This is a genomic window from Micromonospora sp. NPDC049175, assembly GCF_043197345.1.
Taxonomy (GTDB): Bacteria; Actinomycetota; Actinomycetes; order Mycobacteriales; family Micromonosporaceae; genus Micromonospora.
This window is the reverse complement of the sequence record NZ_JBICSY010000005.1, coordinates 154,634-170,699: the sequence shown is the minus strand read 5'-3', so window position 1 is coordinate 170,699 and position 16,066 is coordinate 154,634. Positions and strand designations below refer to the sequence as shown.

Here is a 16,066-nt window from a genome sequence, read left to right as displayed (position 1 = left end):
GGCCTCGGCCCGCTATTCGGTCCGCAGGTCCAGGGCGATGTCCAGGATCGGCGACGAGTGGGTCAGCGCGCCCACCGAGAGGAAGTCGACGCCGGTTGCCGCATAACGACCCGCCACCTCCAGGGTCAACCCGCCGGTCGCCTCCAACTCCGCCCGGTCACCCACGGCGGCCACCGCCTCGGCCAACGTCTCGGGCGTCATGTTGTCGCAGAGCAGGAAATCCGCCCCGGCCTCCACCGCCTCGACCGCCTCGTCGACGGTCGTCACCTCGACCTGCACCGGCACCTCCGGGAACGCCTCCCGGACCCGCCGGTACGCCGGCGTGATGCCCCCGGCCGCCAGCTTGTGGTTGTCCTTGATCATGGCCACGTCGTAGAGGCCCATCCGCTTGTTGGTGCCCCCGCCGGCCCGCACCGCGTACTTCTCCAACGCCCGCAGGCCCGGCGTCGTCTTGCGGGTGTCCAACACCATCGCCTTCGTGCCGGCCAGCGCGTCCGCCCAGGCGCGGGTGTGGGTGGCCACCCCGGACATCCGGCAGAGCAGGTTCAGCGCCGTCCGCTCGGCCGTCAGCAGCAGCCGGGTCGGGCCGGTCACCGTCGCCAGCACCGCACCGCGGGCCACCCGCTCGCCGTCGCGGGCCAACACCGACACCTCGACCGTACGACCGAAGCCGGTCACCTCGCCCACCAGCTCGAACACGGCGGCCGCCACCGCCATCCCGGCCAGCACACCATCCGCGCGGGCCACCAGGTCGGCGGTGTCGGTCTGCTCCGCCGGAATGGTGGCCACGCTCGTCACGTCCAGGAAGTCGGGGCCCAGATCCTCGACCAGCGCGGTCTCGATCACCTGCCGCACCCGCGCCGGATCCAGCCCGGCCGCCCGCAACGCCGCCTCTGTCGACCCCGTCATGAGTTCCCCTCCCACAGTTGGCCCACCCGGCCCTCCGCCCCGACCGACCCGACCAGGTGACCGAGCCACCGCTCGTCGGCCGTCGGGAAGTCCTCCCGCCAGTGACAACCGCGGGTCTCACCACGCGCGTACGCGGCGGCGACAAGCGTCGACGCCACGGTGAGCAGGTTTGTCGCCTCCCAGTCCGCGAGCCGGGGCCGGCCCCGGGCAACGCCCAACTCCCGCAGCGTCCCGGCCGCCTCGGCAAGCGTCGCCGCGGACCGGAGCACCCCGGCCCCCCGGGTCATCGCCCGTTGCAGGGTCGGCGTCGCCGCCGCGGGCAGCACCCAGCCCGCACCCCCGCGCCAGGCGCCGGTGTCCGCCGGCTGCACCTGCTCGGGCAGGCCGGCCGCGATGTCCTCGGCGATCCGCCGGGAGAAGACCAGACCCTCCAGCAGCGAGTTGCTGGCCAGCCGGTTCGCGCCGTGCACACCCGTGCAGGCCACCTCGCCGCAGGCGTACAGGCCGGGGATCGAGGTGCGGCCGCGCAGGTCGGTGCGGACACCGCCGGAGGCGTAGTGGGCGGCCGGCGCCACCGGGATCAGGTCGGTCGCCGGGTCCACGCCGATCGCCAGGCAGGACGCCACGATCGTGGGGAACCGACCGGCCAGGAAGTCCCCGCCCAGGTGCCGCGCGTCGAGGAAGACGTGGTCCGCGCCGGTGGCCAGCAACACCCGGTGGATGCCCTTGGCCACCACGTCCCGGGGTGCCAGCTCGGCCAACTCGTGCTGGCCCATCATGAACCGCTTACCGTCCGCGTCCACCAGGTACGCGCCCTCACCGCGCAGCGCCTCGGAGACCAGCGGCTGCTGCGCATGCCCGGCACCTGGCACTCCCGCGCCGGGCGGCGTGATCAGGGCGGTCGGATGGAACTGGACGAACTCCACGTCGGTCACCGCCGCGCCGGCCCGCATCGCCAGCGCCACCCCGTCGCCGGTGGAGACCGCCGGATTGGTGGTGGCCGCGAAGATCTGCCCCATCCCGCCGGTGGCGAGCACCACCGCCCGGGCCAGCAGCGCGCCGACGCCGTCCTCGCTGCCCTCGCCGAGCACGTGCAGGGTGATTCCGCAGGCCGGGCCGAGCCCGTCCGGGCCGTCGCCCGGCGCCCGCAGCAGGTCCAGGACCAGGGCGTGTTCGACAAGTCGGATCCACGGGTCGCGCTGCACCGCGGCGTGCAACGCCCGCTGCACCTCCGCGCCGGTGGCGTCACCACCGGCGTGCACGATCCGATCCGCCCGGTGCCCGCCCTCGCGGGTCAGCATCAACGAGCCGTCCGGATGGCGATCGAACTCGGCACCGATGCGCATCAGCTCCCGCAGCCGGGTCGGGCCCTCCTCCACCAGCACCTGGACCGCCGCCGGGTCGCAGAGCCCGACCCCGGCGATCTGGGTGTCGCGGGCATGCGCCGCCGGGGTGTCCGTCGGGTCGAGCACGGCGGCGATGCCGCCCTGCGCCCACCGCGTCGAGCCGTCGTCGATGTTGACCTTGGTGACCACCGTGACGTGCAGACCCGCCTCACGCAGGTGCAGCGCCGCGGTCAACCCGGCCACCCCGGAACCCACCACGATCACGTCGGTGGTCTCCACCCAGCCGGGCGCGGGCGCGGCCAGCAACGCGGGCAGGGCCGGCAGGTCGACGGTTGGAAGGTCCATCCCCCCAGTCAACCCGAACCATCCTCGGCCGGGGCGGCGGGGGCGGGACGAGTGTTTTGGGCTACCCCGTCCGGCGCCGCGCCGACCGTCAGCCCGTGGTCACTTCGTCCGGACCGGAAGGCCGGCCGGACCCGTGCCCTTCAGCGAGGCGGTCACCGTACGGTCGCTGAGCCACAGGTAGCAGCGGACACCCCGGTCACCGACCCGCCAGCGCCCCGCACCCGGCGGGCGGACCACCAACCCGCTCCGAAAGCGCAGGTTGACGTCGTCCGGCACGCCCACGTAGCGGCCGAGGACGCTGCGACAGCCGTCGTAGAGGGGCGCCCAGTCGGCGTCCCGGGTCGGGTACGCCATGTCCGGCGCGCGCCACACCCCGACGAACTCCGCGTCGTGCTTCTGCGCGCACTCCACCGGGATCAGCGTCCGCACCCCGGCACCGGCCCCGGTACGGGTCTGTTGGCAACCGAGCCGCAGCCCGGCCGCCCCCTTCAACGCGTCCCGCAGGCTGCCCGACCGGACCACGACCGTGGCCGCGGCCTCGACGGTGGTCAGCTCGGTGAGGTCGCACCGGAACCACCGGGAACCGGCCGCCCAGCCCGGCCCCGAGGGCAACGCCACCGACAACCGCAGCCGGCCGGCCCGCCAGTCGTCGCCCACGTACCCGGTCGCCCGGGTGTCGCACTCGGTGAACGCGCCCCGCAACTCCGCCGAGCCACCCGCCGGCGCGCTCGCCCGCTCGACCGGGAACGCCCCGACATGCACCGTTTCCAGCCGGTGTGGGCCGGCGCAGTCCACCGGCTCGTAGGCGGCAAGGGTGACCACATCGGTGAAGTCGGCGGCCTGGCAGACACCTGCGGCCGGGGTGAACGCCGACGCCTGCGGCAGCGCCGCCCAGTCGTCGGTCAGGTCACCGTCCAGGTCACCCGACCCGGCGCAGCCCGCCAGCAGCACTGCCGTCACGGCAGCGGCGAACACGGTCGTCCTGGCACTGCGCATAGCGGCCTCCCCCAGCCACCGACCGGCTTTCGCCAGCGCGCCAAGGGTAACCGGAAATGACCTTCCGGTGACAGACCGGAATCGCCTCGTGCGGGATCAGACTCCGGACACGGCCAACGGGCTGGGCACCGGGTGGCCGGCCGTGCCGGGTGCCACCGCGGCCGGGTCGACACCCAACTCGAGCACCCGGTTGTCGGTGTCCACGTGCACCACCCGGGGGCGGTACGAGCGCGCCTCGGCGTCGTCCATCTGGGCGTACGAGATCAGGATGACCAGGTCACCGGGGTGCACCAGGTGCGCGGCGGCACCGTTGATGCCGATCACGCCACTGCCCCGCACGCCGGGAATCACGTACGTCTCCAGCCGTGCGCCGTTGGTGATGTCCACGATCGCCACCTGCTCGCCGGGGAGCAGGTCGGCGGCGTCGAGCAGATCCTCGTCCACCGTCACCGAACCGACGTAGTGCAGGTCGGCCTGGGTCACCGTGGCCCGGTGGATCTTCGACTTGAGCATGGTCCGCAGCATCGGGGTGGCCTTTCACGAAGTGGTGGAGGGTGGTGCGGCCCGGTCAGGGGCGGGGGGCGAGGTGGATCGCCGCGTTGTCGATCAGGCGGGTGGCGCCCACCCAGGCGGCGATCACCAGCCGCGCCGGCCCGCTGACCGGCCCCGGCTCCAACTCGGGGTCGGTGAGCACCAGGTAGTCGAGGCGGGCACCCGGCGCGCCGGCGCCGAACGCGGCGTGCGCGGCGGTCAGCACCGCTCCCGCGTCCAGGCCGTCCTCGGCGGCGCGCGCGCCGGCCCGCAACGCGGCGGACAGGCTCAGCGCCGCGGCCCGCTCCGACTCGCTCAGGTAGCGGTTGCGGCTGGACAGCGCCAACCCGTCCGGCTCCCGGACGGTCGGCACGCCGACCACCTCGACCGGTACGTCCAGGTCCCGGGCCATCCGCCGGACCAGGGTGAGCTGCTGGTAGTCCTTCTCGCCGAAGAACGTCAGGTCCGGTCGGGTGAGCTGGAGCAACTTCAGCACCACGGTGAGCACCCCGTGGAAGAAGCCGGGACGGCTCGCGCCCTCCAACTCCGCGCCGAGCGGGCCCGGGTCGAGGCGTACGCGGGGCTGGCCGTCCGGGTACATGTCCGCCACCGACGGGGCGAAGACGACATCCGCGCCCGCCCGCCGGCACACCTCCAGATCGGCGTCGAGGGTGCGCGGATAGCGGTCGAAGTCCTCGTTCGGCCCGAACTGCAACGGGTTCACGAAGACCGTGACCAGCACGTGGTCGGCCTGTTCCCGGGCCGTACGCAGCAGCGTCTCGTGCCCGGAGTGCAGGGCGCCCATGGTCATCACGACCCCGACCGTGCCCTTCAGCCCGGCCCGAGCCTCGGCCAGCTCGGCGCGCGTGTGGACGAGCTGTGTCATGCGGCCACCTCCCGGGCGGTGTCGGCGAGCACGCCGAGCAACGACTGCGCGTCCACCGGCCGCAGCCGGCCGGCGGCGATCGCCCGGTCGGCGGTACGCCGGGCCAACGCGAGGTAGGCGGGGACGGATTCCGGCGCGGTGGCGGCCAGCCGGGCCAGGTGCCGCTGGACGGTGCCCGCGTCGCCCCGGGAGACCGGGCCGGTCAACGCGTCGTCACCGAGCCGCAGCGCGTTTTCCAGGGCGGCCCGCAGCAGCGGGGCGAGCACCTTCTCCGGCCGGGCCACCCCGGCGTCGCGCAGCCGGTCGGTCGCCTCGTTCACGAGGGTCACCAGGTGGTTCGCGCCGTGGGCCAGCGCGGCGTGGTAGAGCGGGCGGTCCGACTCGGCCACCCACTCCGGCACGCCACCCAGGTCGGCGACCAGCCGGGCAGCAAGCGGGCGCAGCTCCGCCGGGGCGGTCACCCCGTACGAGATGCCGGCCAACCGGGGCAGGTCGTCCGGCGTACCGGTGAAGGTCATGGCGGGGTGCAGGGCCAGCGGGCGGGCACCGACCGCGACGGCCGGCGACAGCACGGTCAGGCCGTGCGCGCCGGAGGTGTGCGCGACCACCTGGCCCGGGTGCAGGGCGCCCCGGTCGGCGAGGTCGGCGACGACTCCGGCCAGCGCGTCGTCCGGCACCGCGATCAGCAGCAGGTCGGTGGCGGCGCGGGCGACGGAGGTGACCGGGCTGCGCGGCACCTCGGGCAGCAGCAGGGCGAGACGAGCGCGGCTGGCCCCGGAGTCGCCCGCCACGGCCACCACCCGGTGCCCGACGGCGGCGAGCGCGGCGCCCAGGACGGCACCGACCCGACCGGCGCCGACGACGCCGACGGTGAGCAGACGGGAGGAGGGGGCGCCGATGACGGCGCGATCCCGCGATGCGGGGGGCCCAAACGGGGCGGCCGGGCGCGGGCGCAACGGTGCGCTCATGACGACGATCCAGTCCTCGAGAAGGGGTACCGGTCGATCGCAAGTATGCGCCCGCGTCACGGGCCGAAACAGGAGGTGTGAAAACGTTCACCACCGAAGGAAAGGCCCGGTGGTGACGGGTCGGGCTCAGACCGGGGCCGACGTGATCGTGCGTAGTTCGGTGGCCACCTCGGCGATCAGGTCGGCTAGCGAGCCGCCCTCGCTCTCGGGTGCGACCCAGCGGGCGAGCGCCACCCGGAAGACCATGACGCCGGACTCGGTCGCCAGGGCGGCGGTCGTCTCGCTGAGGCCCTTGGCACGCAGAGCGGCGGTGACCGCGGCCGTCAGCGAGCTCGTCTTGGCCAGCTCACGCTCCTGCAACTCGGGACTACTGGCAATGATCGACTGGCGCATCCGGACCAGTTCGAGGCGGTCGGTGAAGATCTGCTCCCCCACCTGGCGGAAGGCGGCGACGACCGCCTCGAACGGCCCGGCGTCCGTCTCGGCCACCGCCTTGACCAGAACCTCCTCCAACTGCTCGCCGCCGCTGAAGAGCGCCTCGCGTTTGTCGCCGAAGAGCCGGTAGAAGGTGCGTTTGTCGAGGCCGGCCCGGGCGGCGATGTCGGCGACAGTCGTCTGCTCGAAGCCGCGCTCGCGGAACAGCTCGAAGGCGGCCGCCTCCAGGCGGCCGCGCGCGTCCGGTTGCCAGCGGGCCATGCGGCGATGGTATCCGATGTCACGTTGCGACATTATTTTCGTTGACCCATGTCACCTTGCGACATCGTGGGATACGGTGATGTCACAAGGCGACATCCCCTCCTCGCAAAGGAACTGCCATGCGTGTATTCGTCACCGGCGCCTCCGGCCACCTCGGCTCCGCGGTCGTACCGAAGCTGATCTCCGCCGGACACGACGTCGTCGGCCTGGCCCGCTCGGACACGTCCGCCGCCGCGATCGAGAAGCTCGGCGCCGACGTACGCCGCGGCGACCTCACCGACCTCGACGTGCTCCGCCAGGAAGCCGCCACCTCCGACGGGGTGATCCACCTGGCGTTCCGCCACGACCTCATGATCAACGGCGACATGGCCGGCGCAGCCGAAACCGACCTGGCCGCCCTCGGGGCACTCGCCGACGGCCTGGACGGCTCCGGCAAACCCCTGGTCGGCACCAGCGGGACAGCCATGCTCGCGATGGGCGGCATCGTCGGTCGCCCCGGCACCGAGCGCGACGCCTTCCCGAGCGGCTACCGGATCGACGCGGAGAACTTCGTCGTCGACCTCGCCGCCCGCGGTGTGCGCTCCTCCGTCGTCCGGCTCGCGCCCACCGTGCACAGCACGCTCGACCACTACGGCTTCATCACCGCCATCATCGCCGCCGCCCGGCAGCACGGGTACGCCGCATACGTCGGCGAGGGCACCAACCGGTGGCCGGCCGTGCACACGCTCGACGCGGCCGAGCTCTACCGGCTCGCCCTGGAGAAGGCCCCGGCCGGTGCACGCCTGCACGCAGCCGCCGACGAAGGAGTCTCCTTCCGGCAGATCGCCACCGCCATCGGGCGCAACCTGGACATCCCGGTCCGAAGCATCAGCCCCGACGAGGCAGACAACTTCTTCGGCTTCCTCGGGTCGTTCGCGCAGATGGACAACCCGACGTCATCCGCGCTCACACGCGAACTGCTGGGCTGGGTCCCCACCCACCCCGACCTGATCGCCGACCTGGACGAGGGGCACTACTTCCAGGCCTGAACACATTTCCGGGGAGCCCACCTTGATCAAATGATGAAAAGTAGGTACTGGGAGCTTTCCTGACCTACTTTTCAGCAACTGATCACCGCGCGCCCTCCGCTGCCGAGCGGGGCGCGGATGATCGTGACGTGGGGCCGGAATCGGAGTGGGTGGATGTCGATCGCCTGGCGGGACGCCATGAGCAGAGCCCTCTACGGGCCGGGTGGCTTCTTCGTCGCCGGCACCGGGCCGGCCGACCACTTCCGCACCAGCGTGCACGCCTCACCCGCGTTCACGAGCGCCCTGCTGCGCCTGATCTCGCAGGTGGACTCGGCACTCGGCCACCCGCCACGGTTCGACGTGGTCGACGTGGGTGCGGGCCGAGGAGAACTGCTGCGAGCGATCCACCAGGCCGTCGGGGTCGCGGTGGGGGTTTCCGGGGAGCCCACCCGCTCCGGGCGGTCAGGCTTGATCCCTGCGCGGGCGGGCTCCCCGGAAACCCCGACTCCCACGGCGTCCGCCCGTCCGTCGCCCGACGAGCCGTCGTCGGTCGCCGTCCGCCCGCCGCTTGCGCAGCGGGTCCGCTTCACAGCGGTCGAGTACGCCCACCGCCCCGAGAACCTGCCCGAAGAGATCAACTGGACAGCCGAGATCCCCACCAGGATCACCGGAGTGCTCCTGGCCACCGAGTGGCTGGACAACGTCCCCCTGGACATAGCGGCACACACCGAGGACGGCTGGCGATACGTACTGGTCGACCCCGAGAGTGGCACAGAGACGATCGGCGACCCGGTCAGTCCCGCTGATCTTGAATGGCTGACGAGGTGGTGGCTGAACCCCGCGAGCCCGCCCAGCACGGACAGTGACCCGAGTCCGGGGGTGGCCGGGACAGACCCGACCAGCGAAAGCGAGTCGGGTTTCGGGGCAGCCCGGCCGGCGCAGGGATCAAGCCTGACCGCCCGGAGCCGGCCGGGCTGCCCCGAAACCCCCCACAGTGACCACCTACGAGCCGAGATCGGCCGCAGCAGAGATGAGGCGTGGGCCGACGCGATGGGCAGGATCGAACGCGGTCTGGCGGTCGCGGTCGACTACGGGCACCTGCGGGAGAACAGGCCCGTGCACGGGACGTTGACCGGTTACCGGGCCGGGCGGCAGGTGCCTCCGGTGCCGGACGGGTCGAGTGACGTGACCGCCCACGTGGCCATGGACTCCGTCGCCTCCGCCGGTGCGGCGGTCGCCAGGTGTGCGTACTCCCTGGTCTCGCAGGCCGAGGCGCTGCGGGCGCTCGGGGCCGACGGCGGCCGACCCCCGCTGAGCATGGCCGGCACCGACCCGGCGGGGTACGTGCGGGCGCTGGCCGCCGCGTCGGCGGTCGCCGAGCTGACCGATCCGGCCGGGCTCGGTGGGCACCTGTGGTTGCGCCAACCGGTCGGCATCCCGCTCGGCCCGGCCGTGGCACGATGACGGGCATGACCACCGACGCCGGGGACCTCCGTGAACTGACCGTCGGCACCGGGGCCGGCCTGGTCGCCGGCACCGGCGATCAGCAGCTCGGCACCGACATGGTGCTGAACATCGGCCCGCAGCACCCCTCCACGCACGGTGTGCTGCGGTTGAAGCTGGTGCTCGACGGCGAGCGGGTGGTCGCCTGCGAGCCGATCGTCGGTTACATGCACCGGGGGGCGGAGAAGCTCTTCGAGGTGCGCGACTACCGGCAGATCATCGTGCTGGCCAACAGGCACGACTGGCTCTCGGCGTTCTCCAACGAGCTGGGTGTGGTGCTCGCGGTGGAACGCCTGATGGGCATGGAGGTGCCGGAGCGGGCCACCTGGCTGCGGATGGCCCTCGCCGAGTTGAACCGGGTGCTCAACCACCTGATGTTCCTCGGCTCGTACCCGCTGGAGATCGGGGCGATCACGCCCATCTTCTACGCCTTCCGGGAACGGGAGACCATCCAGGCGGTGATGGAGGAGGTCTCCGGCGGCCGGATCCACTACATGTTCAACCGGGTCGGTGGCCTCAAGGAGGAGGTGCCGTACGGCTGGACCGGTCGGGCCCGCGCGGCGATCGGCGAGGTCCGCCGACGGCTGCCCGACCTGGACCACCTGATCCGGCGCAACGAGATCTTCCTGGCCCGTACCGTGGGCGTGGGTGTGCTCTCCGCCGCCGACGCCGCCGCGTTCGGCGCGTCCGGGCCGGTGGCCCGCGCCTCCGGGCTCGACCTGGACCTGCGCCGCGACGACCCCTACCTGGCGTACGACGAGCTGGACGTGCCGGTGGTCACCAAGACCGCCGGGGACTGCCACGCCCGCTTCGAGGTGCTGCTGGACCAGGTGTACGCGTCGCTGGACCTCGCCGAGCAATGCCTGGACCGGGTGGACCAGCTCACCGGGCCGATCAACACTCGACTGCCGAAGGTGCTCAAGGCGCCGGAGGGGCACACGTACGCCTGGACCGAGAACCCGCTCGGCATCAACGGCTACTACCTGGTGTCCCGGGGTGAGAAGACGCCGTGGCGATTGAAGCTGCGCACCGCCTCGTACGCGAACGTGCAGGCGCTGGCCACCCTGCTGCCCGGCTGCCTGGTGCCGGACCTGATCGCGATCCTCGGTTCGATGTTCTTCGTGGTCGGCGACATCGACAAGTGACGCGAGCCGGCTGACCGGTCAGCGCCAGCGGTCGCCGGGCGGGGTGCCGCCGGCGCGCGGCGCGTCGTCCTGCGGCGGGTAGCCGTAGCGCTCGTCGACCCGGCGCCTACCGGCCCGCTCGGGCGCGGGTTCGGCCTGCTGACCGCGCGGGCGCGGTGGGCGCCACTCGTCCGGCACCGGGACGCCGCCCACCGGCAGCGCCGGCCGGTCCGTCGGCTCGGCCCGGTGGTACGACTCGCCCTCCTCGTGCCGACGCGGCTCCCCGTAGCGGCGCGGCTCCTCCGGGCGGCGCGGCTCCCCGTAGCGGCGCGGCTCCTCCGGGCGGCGCGGCTCCTCGTAGCGGCGCGGCTCCTCGCGCCGGCGCGGCTCCTCAGGGCGGCGCGGCTCGGCGTGCTGGCGCGGCTCCTCGTAGCGGCGCGGTTGCTCGTGCTGGCGGGGTTCCTCATGGCGGACCTCGGCCCAACGGTCGGCCACCCGGTACTCGGTGCCGGTGGCGTCGGCGCGCACCTCGGCCCGGCGCTCGCCGACGCGCAGCTCACGGCCGTTCTCGTCGTCGCGGACTGCGGCCCACCGGTCACCGGCCCGCAGCTGCGACCAGTACTCGCCCGTGTCGTCGGCCCGCAGGGCCGGACCGGGCTGGGGAGCGGCCGCACCCGCCCGATCACGCTGTTCCGGCCAACCGCGATCGTCCGGGCTGTCCCAGGAGCCCGAGGTCGGCCGCTCCGGCGCGTGGTGCGACCTGGCCGCCGGGCCGGGCTCGTCGGGCTCGGCGTACGCGTCGCGTGGATCGGTCCACTCCGGCTCGTCGCGGCGACCCGTCCAGCCCGCCTCGTTGCCGTCCGGACCGTTCCGGTCGGCACGCCGACCCGACGCCTCCCACGCGCGGTCATCGCCGGAGCGTGCCCGGTCGTCGCCGGGGCGGAGCCGGTCGTCACCGGGACGCCGGTCGGCGTCGTACCCGGCTCGGGGGTGCTCCACCGGCTCGCCCCTCGATCGGCCGGCCGAACGGCCACGCTCGTCCGCGCCGCCGCCCCGGGTCCACTCCTGCGCCGGTGGCGTCCACCGGCCCGGGTACTCGCCCTCGTAACGCCCGGTCGGCTCGGCCGGCCCGCCGTCCACCACCGTGTGCCGGGTGGTGACGTGCACGGTCTCGGTGTGCCGGACCACGCCGCCCGGCCGGTGCGCCGGCTCGGGACGGTCGTGCTCCCGGGGACGCGCTGAGCCGTGCGCGGTGTCGGCTGGGCGCGCCGCGCCGTACGTCCTCGCGGCCGCCCGCGGCGCGGCGGCCTCCCGTGGGTAGGCCGGCTCGTCGTCGTCCGGGTGCGCGGGAGGGCCCCACCGGGACGCGTCGTCCGGGCCGGCCGCTCGCGCACGGACCGGCGGCGCGTCACCCGGCACCTGGACGCGGCTACGGGCCACCGGCGCGTTGTCCACCTGCGGCGCGACACTCGGCACCCGCGCCCGGCCGGGGCCCGGCGGCTCCGCGACGGGAGCGGCGGCGGCGACGGGAGCGGCGGCAGCGCCGACGGGGGCGGCACCGGCGAGAGCGGCACCGCTGGCGTCCAGCCGGCGACGGACGGCGGCGATCCCCTCCTGCGCCCGGTGCGCCTGGTCGAGCGCCTGACTACCGCGCTGCGTGGCGGTGGCGATCTCGGTCCGCAGCTCCCGGCGAAGCTCCTCGATCTCATCCAGCAGCTCGTCGGCTCGCGCGCCCTCGTCGTCGGGCCGCAGCGCGATGGACAGGCCGATCAGCACCACCGCGACGATGGCGAGCACCGCGGCGAAGCGCAGCGGGCCGTTACCGTCGGCGACGAGCAGGATCAGCGCCGCCACCGGGGCGAGAGCGACCCCCGCCCAGAAGAGCACGGTCAGCAGCGATGGTCGACGCCGGGCGTCTGAGGTGGCCGGGGCTGGCATGGATGTGCAGCCTACCGACGAGCTTCACCGGAGGGAACGGGGTCCCGGGATGCGCGGACGCCCCCGCCCGGTCGGGGCGGGGGCGTCCGCGGCACGCCCGGGGGCAGGGCTCAGCTGGTGGCGAACGCGCCGTCCGAGGAGAAGATCAGGCCCACGCTGATCGAGCCGTCCCGCAGACCGCTCTTGGTGAGCGGTCCACCCTGGTCCAGGGAGGAGAACGAGCCGACCTTCAGCCCGTACGTCTTCTCCAGGCCCGGCTTGCAGAAGGCCCGCTGCTCGCACTCCGGCGGGCCACCCAGCTTCGTCGCGCTGCCGGAGCACTTGGCGGCGAACTCGGACAGGGTCCGCACGCCGTACTTGTCGGCGAACTCCTTGGTGACGGCGAAGGCGTTCTGGTCCTGGGCGGCGGCCGGGGTGCCGAAGGTGATGCCCACCTTGTCGCCCTCGGCCTTGAGCGCGGTCACCGTGGTGTTGATGTCGGGCGAGGAGATCGGCGGAGGAGTGCCGCCCTTGTCCTTGGTGTTGAGGAACTCGGCCATCGTCGCCGCGTACTCCGGGACGACCTGGATCTCGCCCTTCACCAGCGCCGGCTCGTACAGCTCGCGGTTGCCGATCTGCTGCACCTTGACCTGGTAGCCGGCGGCCGTGAGCGCGATCCGGTACAGCTCGCCCAGGATCTGACTCTCGGCGAAGTTGGCGGCGCCCACCACGATGTCGCCGCCCGGTCCCTTGGCGATGCCCGCGGTGACGTTGTTGGCGCTGGCGAACTCCTCGGCCGCCACCTTGGCGGTCTTGCGGTCCTCGTTGACCGCCTTGTTGAGCTGGACCAGCTTCGGGGTGTCGAGCACGGCGGAGACCTTGTCCAGCGCGGCGAGCAACTGCGGGTTGGCCGCCTTGCTGTTGACCGCGGGAATGACGTTGTCGGAGTTCTGGAGCTTCTTGTCGTCCTGCAGAGCGATGAGCTGCTTGCCGGCCACCGGGGCGCAGCCGGCGCCGGAGGCGCTCGACTGGGGCGCGTCGGTGCCGGACGAGCCGGCGTCACCGCAACCGGTGAGAAGTGCTGCCCCGGCGACGGCGCTTATCGCGCCGATCGCCAGACGTGTACGTGCGCGCATGTGCCCGCCTTCCGTGTCCCGGCGCGGCCCGTCCCGGGCCGGCCGCGTGTCCGACGGGCGATCCTGACTGTCGGTCGCCCGCGAATATCCACCCAACATGCTCCGCAACCGACCGACAACCTGGGATGGACTTCGTCACCTCATCGTCACCGATCGGACCGGCGTCGGTGGCCGGCTTGACGCGGGGCTCACCCGGACGGGTCAGGCGCGCCCGGTGGCGTCCGCGGCGCGGGGCCGACCCAGCCGCTGTCGCCCGCGTCGCAGCGGGCGGGGGGTGACCAGGCGTTCGACCCCGCCGAGGACCACCTCGGCCAGCAGCGCCAGGCCAGCCACCAGCACGCCGCCGGCGACGATCTGCCCGCCACCGGCCGCGATACCGATGCCGAAGCCGGTCCGGATGATCTGGCCGAGGCCTCCGCCGTTGACGAACGAGGCAAGTGCGGCGGTCGCGATCACCTGCACCGCGGCGGTCCGGAAGCCGGCCGCCAGGTAGGGCACCGCGAGCGGCAACTCGACGCGGCGCAGCAACTGCCCGCCGGACAGGCCCATCCCCCGGGCCGCGTCGCGGGCCTCCGGGTCCACCTGCCGCACTCCGGTGTACGCGTTGGCCAGCAGCGGCGGCACGGCGAAGACGGCAAGCGCCACCACGACCGGCGTCCGCCCGAAGCCGCTGGCGAAGGCCACCGGCAGGATCGTCAGCAGGGCCAGGGTGGGGATGGCCAGGGTGGCGTTGGACACCAGCACCACCAGGCCACCGCCCCGGCCGAGGTGCCCCAGCCAGAGCCCGAGTGGCCAGGCCACCAGGCAGCCCAGCGCCACCGCCAGGGCCGAGATGGTCAGGTGCTCACCGAGCCGGTCCAGCATGCCGCCGGGGTTGGTCCAGTTGAGTGGGTCGTTGATCCAGGTGATCCCCTGGCCGATCGGATTCTCCGCGACGGTCACCGTGCCCTCCGGGCGGACCAGGGGGTCACCAGCCGGGCGACCAGGACGAGCAGGAGATCGAGCACGAGCGCGAGCGCCACGCAGAGCAGCGCGGCGGTCATGATCTCGGCCTTGTAGAGGTTGTTCTGGAAGCCTGCGAAGATCAACTGCCCGAGGCCGCCATGCCCGACGAGCACGCCGACTGTGACCAACGCCACGGTCGAGACGGTCGCCAGCCGTACGCCGGTCACGATGCCGGGGAGCGCCAGCGGCAGATCGATCCGGAACAGCCGCCCCCACCGGCCGTAACCCATGCCCTCGGCGGCCTCGCCGACCTCCGGGGGCACCTGGTTGAGGCCGGCCACCACGTTGCGGACGATCAGCAGCAGCGCGTAGAGGACCAGCCCGACAAGCACTGTGGTGGTGCCGGTGCCCAGGTAGGGGGCGATGAACGCGAAGAGCGCCAACGACGGGATGGTGTAGACGACCCCGCTGACAGCCAGGATCGGACCGGCGAGCGGCCGGAACCAGTACGCCAGCACGGACAACGGCAGCGCGATCAACACCGCGAGCAGCACCGCCCGCCCGGTGAGGGAGGCGTGTTCGCGCACGGCGGCGAGGATCGTGTCAGAGTTGTCCCGCACGTACTGCCAGGAGAACCAGGGGTTACCCGGGTCGGCCCGGTAGCTCAGGCGGAAGGACATACGTGGACGTTACCCCGAAGGCTGCCGACGCGGCCCGATCCCCTCGCGCGGCGTCGATCTCCCTACAGGGCATCCAGAAGCGCTACCCGAACGGCACCGAGGCCGTCCGGGACCTCAGCCTGGACGTCCGGGCCGGCGAGTTGGTGGTGCTGATCGGCCCGTCCGGCTGCGGCAAGTCGACCGTGCTGCGCATGATCAATCGCCTGATCGAGCCGACCGCCGGCCGGATCACGCTCGGCGACGAGGACGTCACCGACGTCGACCCGGTGCGGCTGCGCCGCCGCATCGGATACGTGATCCAGAACGTCGGCCTCTTTCCACACCAGACGGTCCGGGCCAACGTGGCCACCGTGCCGGGCCTGCTCCGCTGGCCCAAGCGCCAGACCCGCGACCGGGTCGACGAGTTGCTCGACCTGGTCGGCCTGGACCCGGCCCAGTTCGGCGGGCGCTACCCGCACGAGCTCTCCGGTGGCCAGCGACAACGGGTCGGGGTGGCCCGCGCGCTCGCCGCCGACCCGGTGGTGCTGCTGATGGACGAGCCGTTCTCGGCCGTCGACCCGATCGTCCGGACCCGCCTACAGGAGGAGTTCCTCCGCCTCCAGGCCGAGGTCCGCAAGACGACGGTCCTGGTCACCCACGACCTCGACGAGGCGGTCCGGCTCGGCGACCGGATCGCGGTCCTCTCCGAGGGTGGGCACCTGGAGCAGTACGACACGCCTGCCGCACTGCTCGGCGCACCCGCCACGCCGTTCGTCCGCGAGTTCGTCGGCGCCGACCGGGGCATCCGCCGGCTGGCGGTGACCCCACTCGACCGGGAGTCGCTGGAGCCCGTACCCGGCGACGTCGCCGCGGACCTGCCCACCGTGGCACTTGACGGCACCGCCTACGACGCGCTGGCGGTGCTGCTCACCTCGGGACGGGACCAGCTCGTGGTGACCGACGCCGGCCGACCGGTGGGCACGCTCAGCCGACACCGCCTGCTCGACCTGGGCCGACCGGCGAACTGACCTGACGGCGACCGGGCTGCCGCCGGCGGCCCGGTCCCGACCCCCCCAGGCGCGACCGCGCCGGGCCAGC

General features: G+C 73.3%; 15 protein-coding genes. 4 read left to right on the top strand and 11 right to left on the bottom strand.

Annotated features, from left to right (window positions below):
* Nucleotides 1–12 precede the first annotated feature (12 nt).
* The 7 genes from nadC to ACGFH8_RS21000 all read right to left on the bottom strand — a co-directional run bounded on the left by nadC (nt 13) and on the right by ACGFH8_RS21000 (nt 6,677).
* Entirely contained in the window at nt 13–909 is an 897-nt protein-coding gene (gene nadC / locus ACGFH8_RS21030; protein WP_393369475.1) for a carboxylating nicotinate-nucleotide diphosphorylase, read from the bottom strand.
* On the bottom strand, nt 906–2,600 hold the full coding sequence (locus tag ACGFH8_RS21025; RefSeq protein ID WP_393369472.1) for an L-aspartate oxidase: 1,695 nt from the start codon (nt 2,598–2,600) through the stop codon (nt 906–908). The genes nadC and ACGFH8_RS21025 overlap by 4 nt, the downstream gene beginning before the upstream one ends.
* Before the next feature lie 99 nt (nt 2,601–2,699).
* Complete coding sequence (locus tag ACGFH8_RS21020) at nt 2,700–3,596, bottom strand: septum formation family protein (protein WP_393369469.1); 897 nt, start codon at nt 3,594–3,596, stop codon at nt 2,700–2,702.
* Nucleotides 3,597–3,692: 96 nt separating this feature from the next.
* Nucleotides 3,693–4,121 carry an aspartate 1-decarboxylase gene (gene panD / locus ACGFH8_RS21015; protein ID WP_393369466.1) on the bottom strand — a complete coding sequence of 143 codons (429 nt, stop codon included), beginning with the start codon at nt 4,119–4,121 and terminating at the stop codon, nt 3,693–3,695.
* Nucleotides 4,122–4,164: 43 nt separating this feature from the next.
* Nucleotides 4,165–5,013, bottom strand: a complete 849-nt coding sequence (panC, locus tag ACGFH8_RS21010; protein WP_393369463.1) for a pantoate--beta-alanine ligase — start codon at nt 5,011–5,013, stop codon at nt 4,165–4,167.
* Entirely contained in the window at nt 5,010–5,981 is a 972-nt protein-coding gene (locus tag ACGFH8_RS21005) for a Rossmann-like and DUF2520 domain-containing protein (RefSeq protein WP_393369460.1), read from the bottom strand. Before ACGFH8_RS21005 ends, panC begins: the two co-directional genes overlap by 4 nt.
* Nucleotides 5,982–6,107: 126 nt before the next feature.
* The gene (locus ACGFH8_RS21000) at nt 6,108–6,677 is read right to left on the bottom strand and encodes a TetR family transcriptional regulator (protein ID WP_393369457.1); all 570 of its coding nucleotides are present in this window, start codon (nt 6,675–6,677) and stop codon (nt 6,108–6,110) included.
* Nucleotides 6,678–6,796: 119 nt separating this feature from the next.
* On the opposite strand from ACGFH8_RS21000, the gene ACGFH8_RS20995 reads away from it, so the two are divergent.
* The 3 genes from ACGFH8_RS20995 to ACGFH8_RS20985 all read left to right on the top strand — a co-directional run bounded on the left by ACGFH8_RS20995 (nt 6,797) and on the right by ACGFH8_RS20985 (nt 10,332).
* Complete coding sequence (locus ACGFH8_RS20995) at nt 6,797–7,705, top strand: SDR family oxidoreductase (RefSeq protein WP_393369455.1); 909 nt, start codon at nt 6,797–6,799, stop codon at nt 7,703–7,705.
* A 153-nt stretch (nt 7,706–7,858) separates the two neighbouring features.
* Nucleotides 7,859–9,148, top strand: a complete 1,290-nt coding sequence (locus tag ACGFH8_RS20990; protein ID WP_393369452.1) for an SAM-dependent methyltransferase — start codon at nt 7,859–7,861, stop codon at nt 9,146–9,148.
* Nucleotides 9,145–10,332: an NADH-quinone oxidoreductase subunit D gene (locus tag ACGFH8_RS20985; RefSeq protein WP_354882539.1), complete on the top strand. Its 1,188-nt coding sequence runs from the start codon at nt 9,145–9,147 to the stop codon at nt 10,330–10,332. The genes ACGFH8_RS20990 and ACGFH8_RS20985 overlap by 4 nt, the downstream gene beginning before the upstream one ends.
* A gap of 18 nt (nt 10,333–10,350) precedes the next feature.
* Here the strand turns inward: ACGFH8_RS20985 and ACGFH8_RS20980 are convergent, their stop codons facing one another.
* The 4 genes from ACGFH8_RS20980 to ACGFH8_RS20965 form a co-directional block, all read right to left on the bottom strand.
* Nucleotides 10,351–12,249: a hypothetical protein gene (locus tag ACGFH8_RS20980; RefSeq protein ID WP_393369450.1), complete on the bottom strand. Its 1,899-nt coding sequence runs from the start codon at nt 12,247–12,249 to the stop codon at nt 10,351–10,353.
* 110 nt (nt 12,250–12,359) lie between these two features.
* Nucleotides 12,360–13,364: a glycine betaine ABC transporter substrate-binding protein gene (locus tag ACGFH8_RS20975; RefSeq protein WP_393369448.1), complete on the bottom strand. Its 1,005-nt coding sequence runs from the start codon at nt 13,362–13,364 to the stop codon at nt 12,360–12,362.
* A gap of 201 nt (nt 13,365–13,565) precedes the next feature.
* Complete coding sequence (locus ACGFH8_RS20970) at nt 13,566–14,306, bottom strand: ABC transporter permease (RefSeq protein ID WP_393369445.1); 741 nt, start codon at nt 14,304–14,306, stop codon at nt 13,566–13,568.
* A complete protein-coding gene (locus ACGFH8_RS20965; protein WP_393369442.1) occupies nt 14,303–14,989 on the bottom strand; it encodes an ABC transporter permease in 687 nt (228 codons plus the stop codon). The genes ACGFH8_RS20970 and ACGFH8_RS20965 overlap by 4 nt, the downstream gene beginning before the upstream one ends.
* 2 nt (nt 14,990–14,991) lie before the next feature.
* Between ACGFH8_RS20965 and ACGFH8_RS20960 the strand changes: the two genes are divergently transcribed.
* Nucleotides 14,992–15,996, top strand: a complete 1,005-nt coding sequence (locus ACGFH8_RS20960) for an ABC transporter ATP-binding protein (protein WP_393369439.1) — start codon at nt 14,992–14,994, stop codon at nt 15,994–15,996.
* Nucleotides 15,997–16,066 lie beyond the last annotated feature (70 nt).

Bases quoted from the DNA above. Each gene is read 5' to 3' on its own strand.
- ACGFH8_RS21025 (WP_393369472.1), bottom strand. From the start codon at position 2,600: ATGGACCTTCCAACCGTCGACCTGCCGGCCCTGCCCGCGTTGCTGGCC.
- panD (WP_393369466.1), bottom strand. From the start codon at position 4,121: ATGCTGCGGACCATGCTCAAGTCGAAGATCCACCGGGCCACGGTGACC.
- ACGFH8_RS20985 (WP_354882539.1), top strand. From the start codon at position 9,145: ATGACGGGCATGACCACCGACGCCGGGGACCTCCGTGAACTGACCGTC.
- nadC (WP_393369475.1), bottom strand. From the start codon at position 909: ATGACGGGGTCGACAGAGGCGGCGTTGCGGGCGGCCGGGCTGGATCCG.
- ACGFH8_RS20965 (WP_393369442.1), bottom strand. From the start codon at position 14,989: ATGTCCTTCCGCCTGAGCTACCGGGCCGACCCGGGTAACCCCTGGTTC.
- ACGFH8_RS21005 (WP_393369460.1), bottom strand. From the start codon at position 5,981: ATGAGCGCACCGTTGCGCCCGCGCCCGGCCGCCCCGTTTGGGCCCCCC.
- ACGFH8_RS20990 (WP_393369452.1), top strand. From the start codon at position 7,859: ATGTCGATCGCCTGGCGGGACGCCATGAGCAGAGCCCTCTACGGGCCG.
- ACGFH8_RS21000 (WP_393369457.1), bottom strand. From the start codon at position 6,677: ATGGCCCGCTGGCAACCGGACGCGCGCGGCCGCCTGGAGGCGGCCGCC.
- ACGFH8_RS20980 (WP_393369450.1), bottom strand. From the start codon at position 12,249: ATGCCAGCCCCGGCCACCTCAGACGCCCGGCGTCGACCATCGCTGCTG.
- ACGFH8_RS21020 (WP_393369469.1), bottom strand. From the start codon at position 3,596: ATGCGCAGTGCCAGGACGACCGTGTTCGCCGCTGCCGTGACGGCAGTG.
- panC (WP_393369463.1), bottom strand. From the start codon at position 5,013: ATGACACAGCTCGTCCACACGCGCGCCGAGCTGGCCGAGGCTCGGGCC.
- ACGFH8_RS20975 (WP_393369448.1), bottom strand. From the start codon at position 13,364: ATGCGCGCACGTACACGTCTGGCGATCGGCGCGATAAGCGCCGTCGCC.
- ACGFH8_RS20995 (WP_393369455.1), top strand. From the start codon at position 6,797: ATGCGTGTATTCGTCACCGGCGCCTCCGGCCACCTCGGCTCCGCGGTC.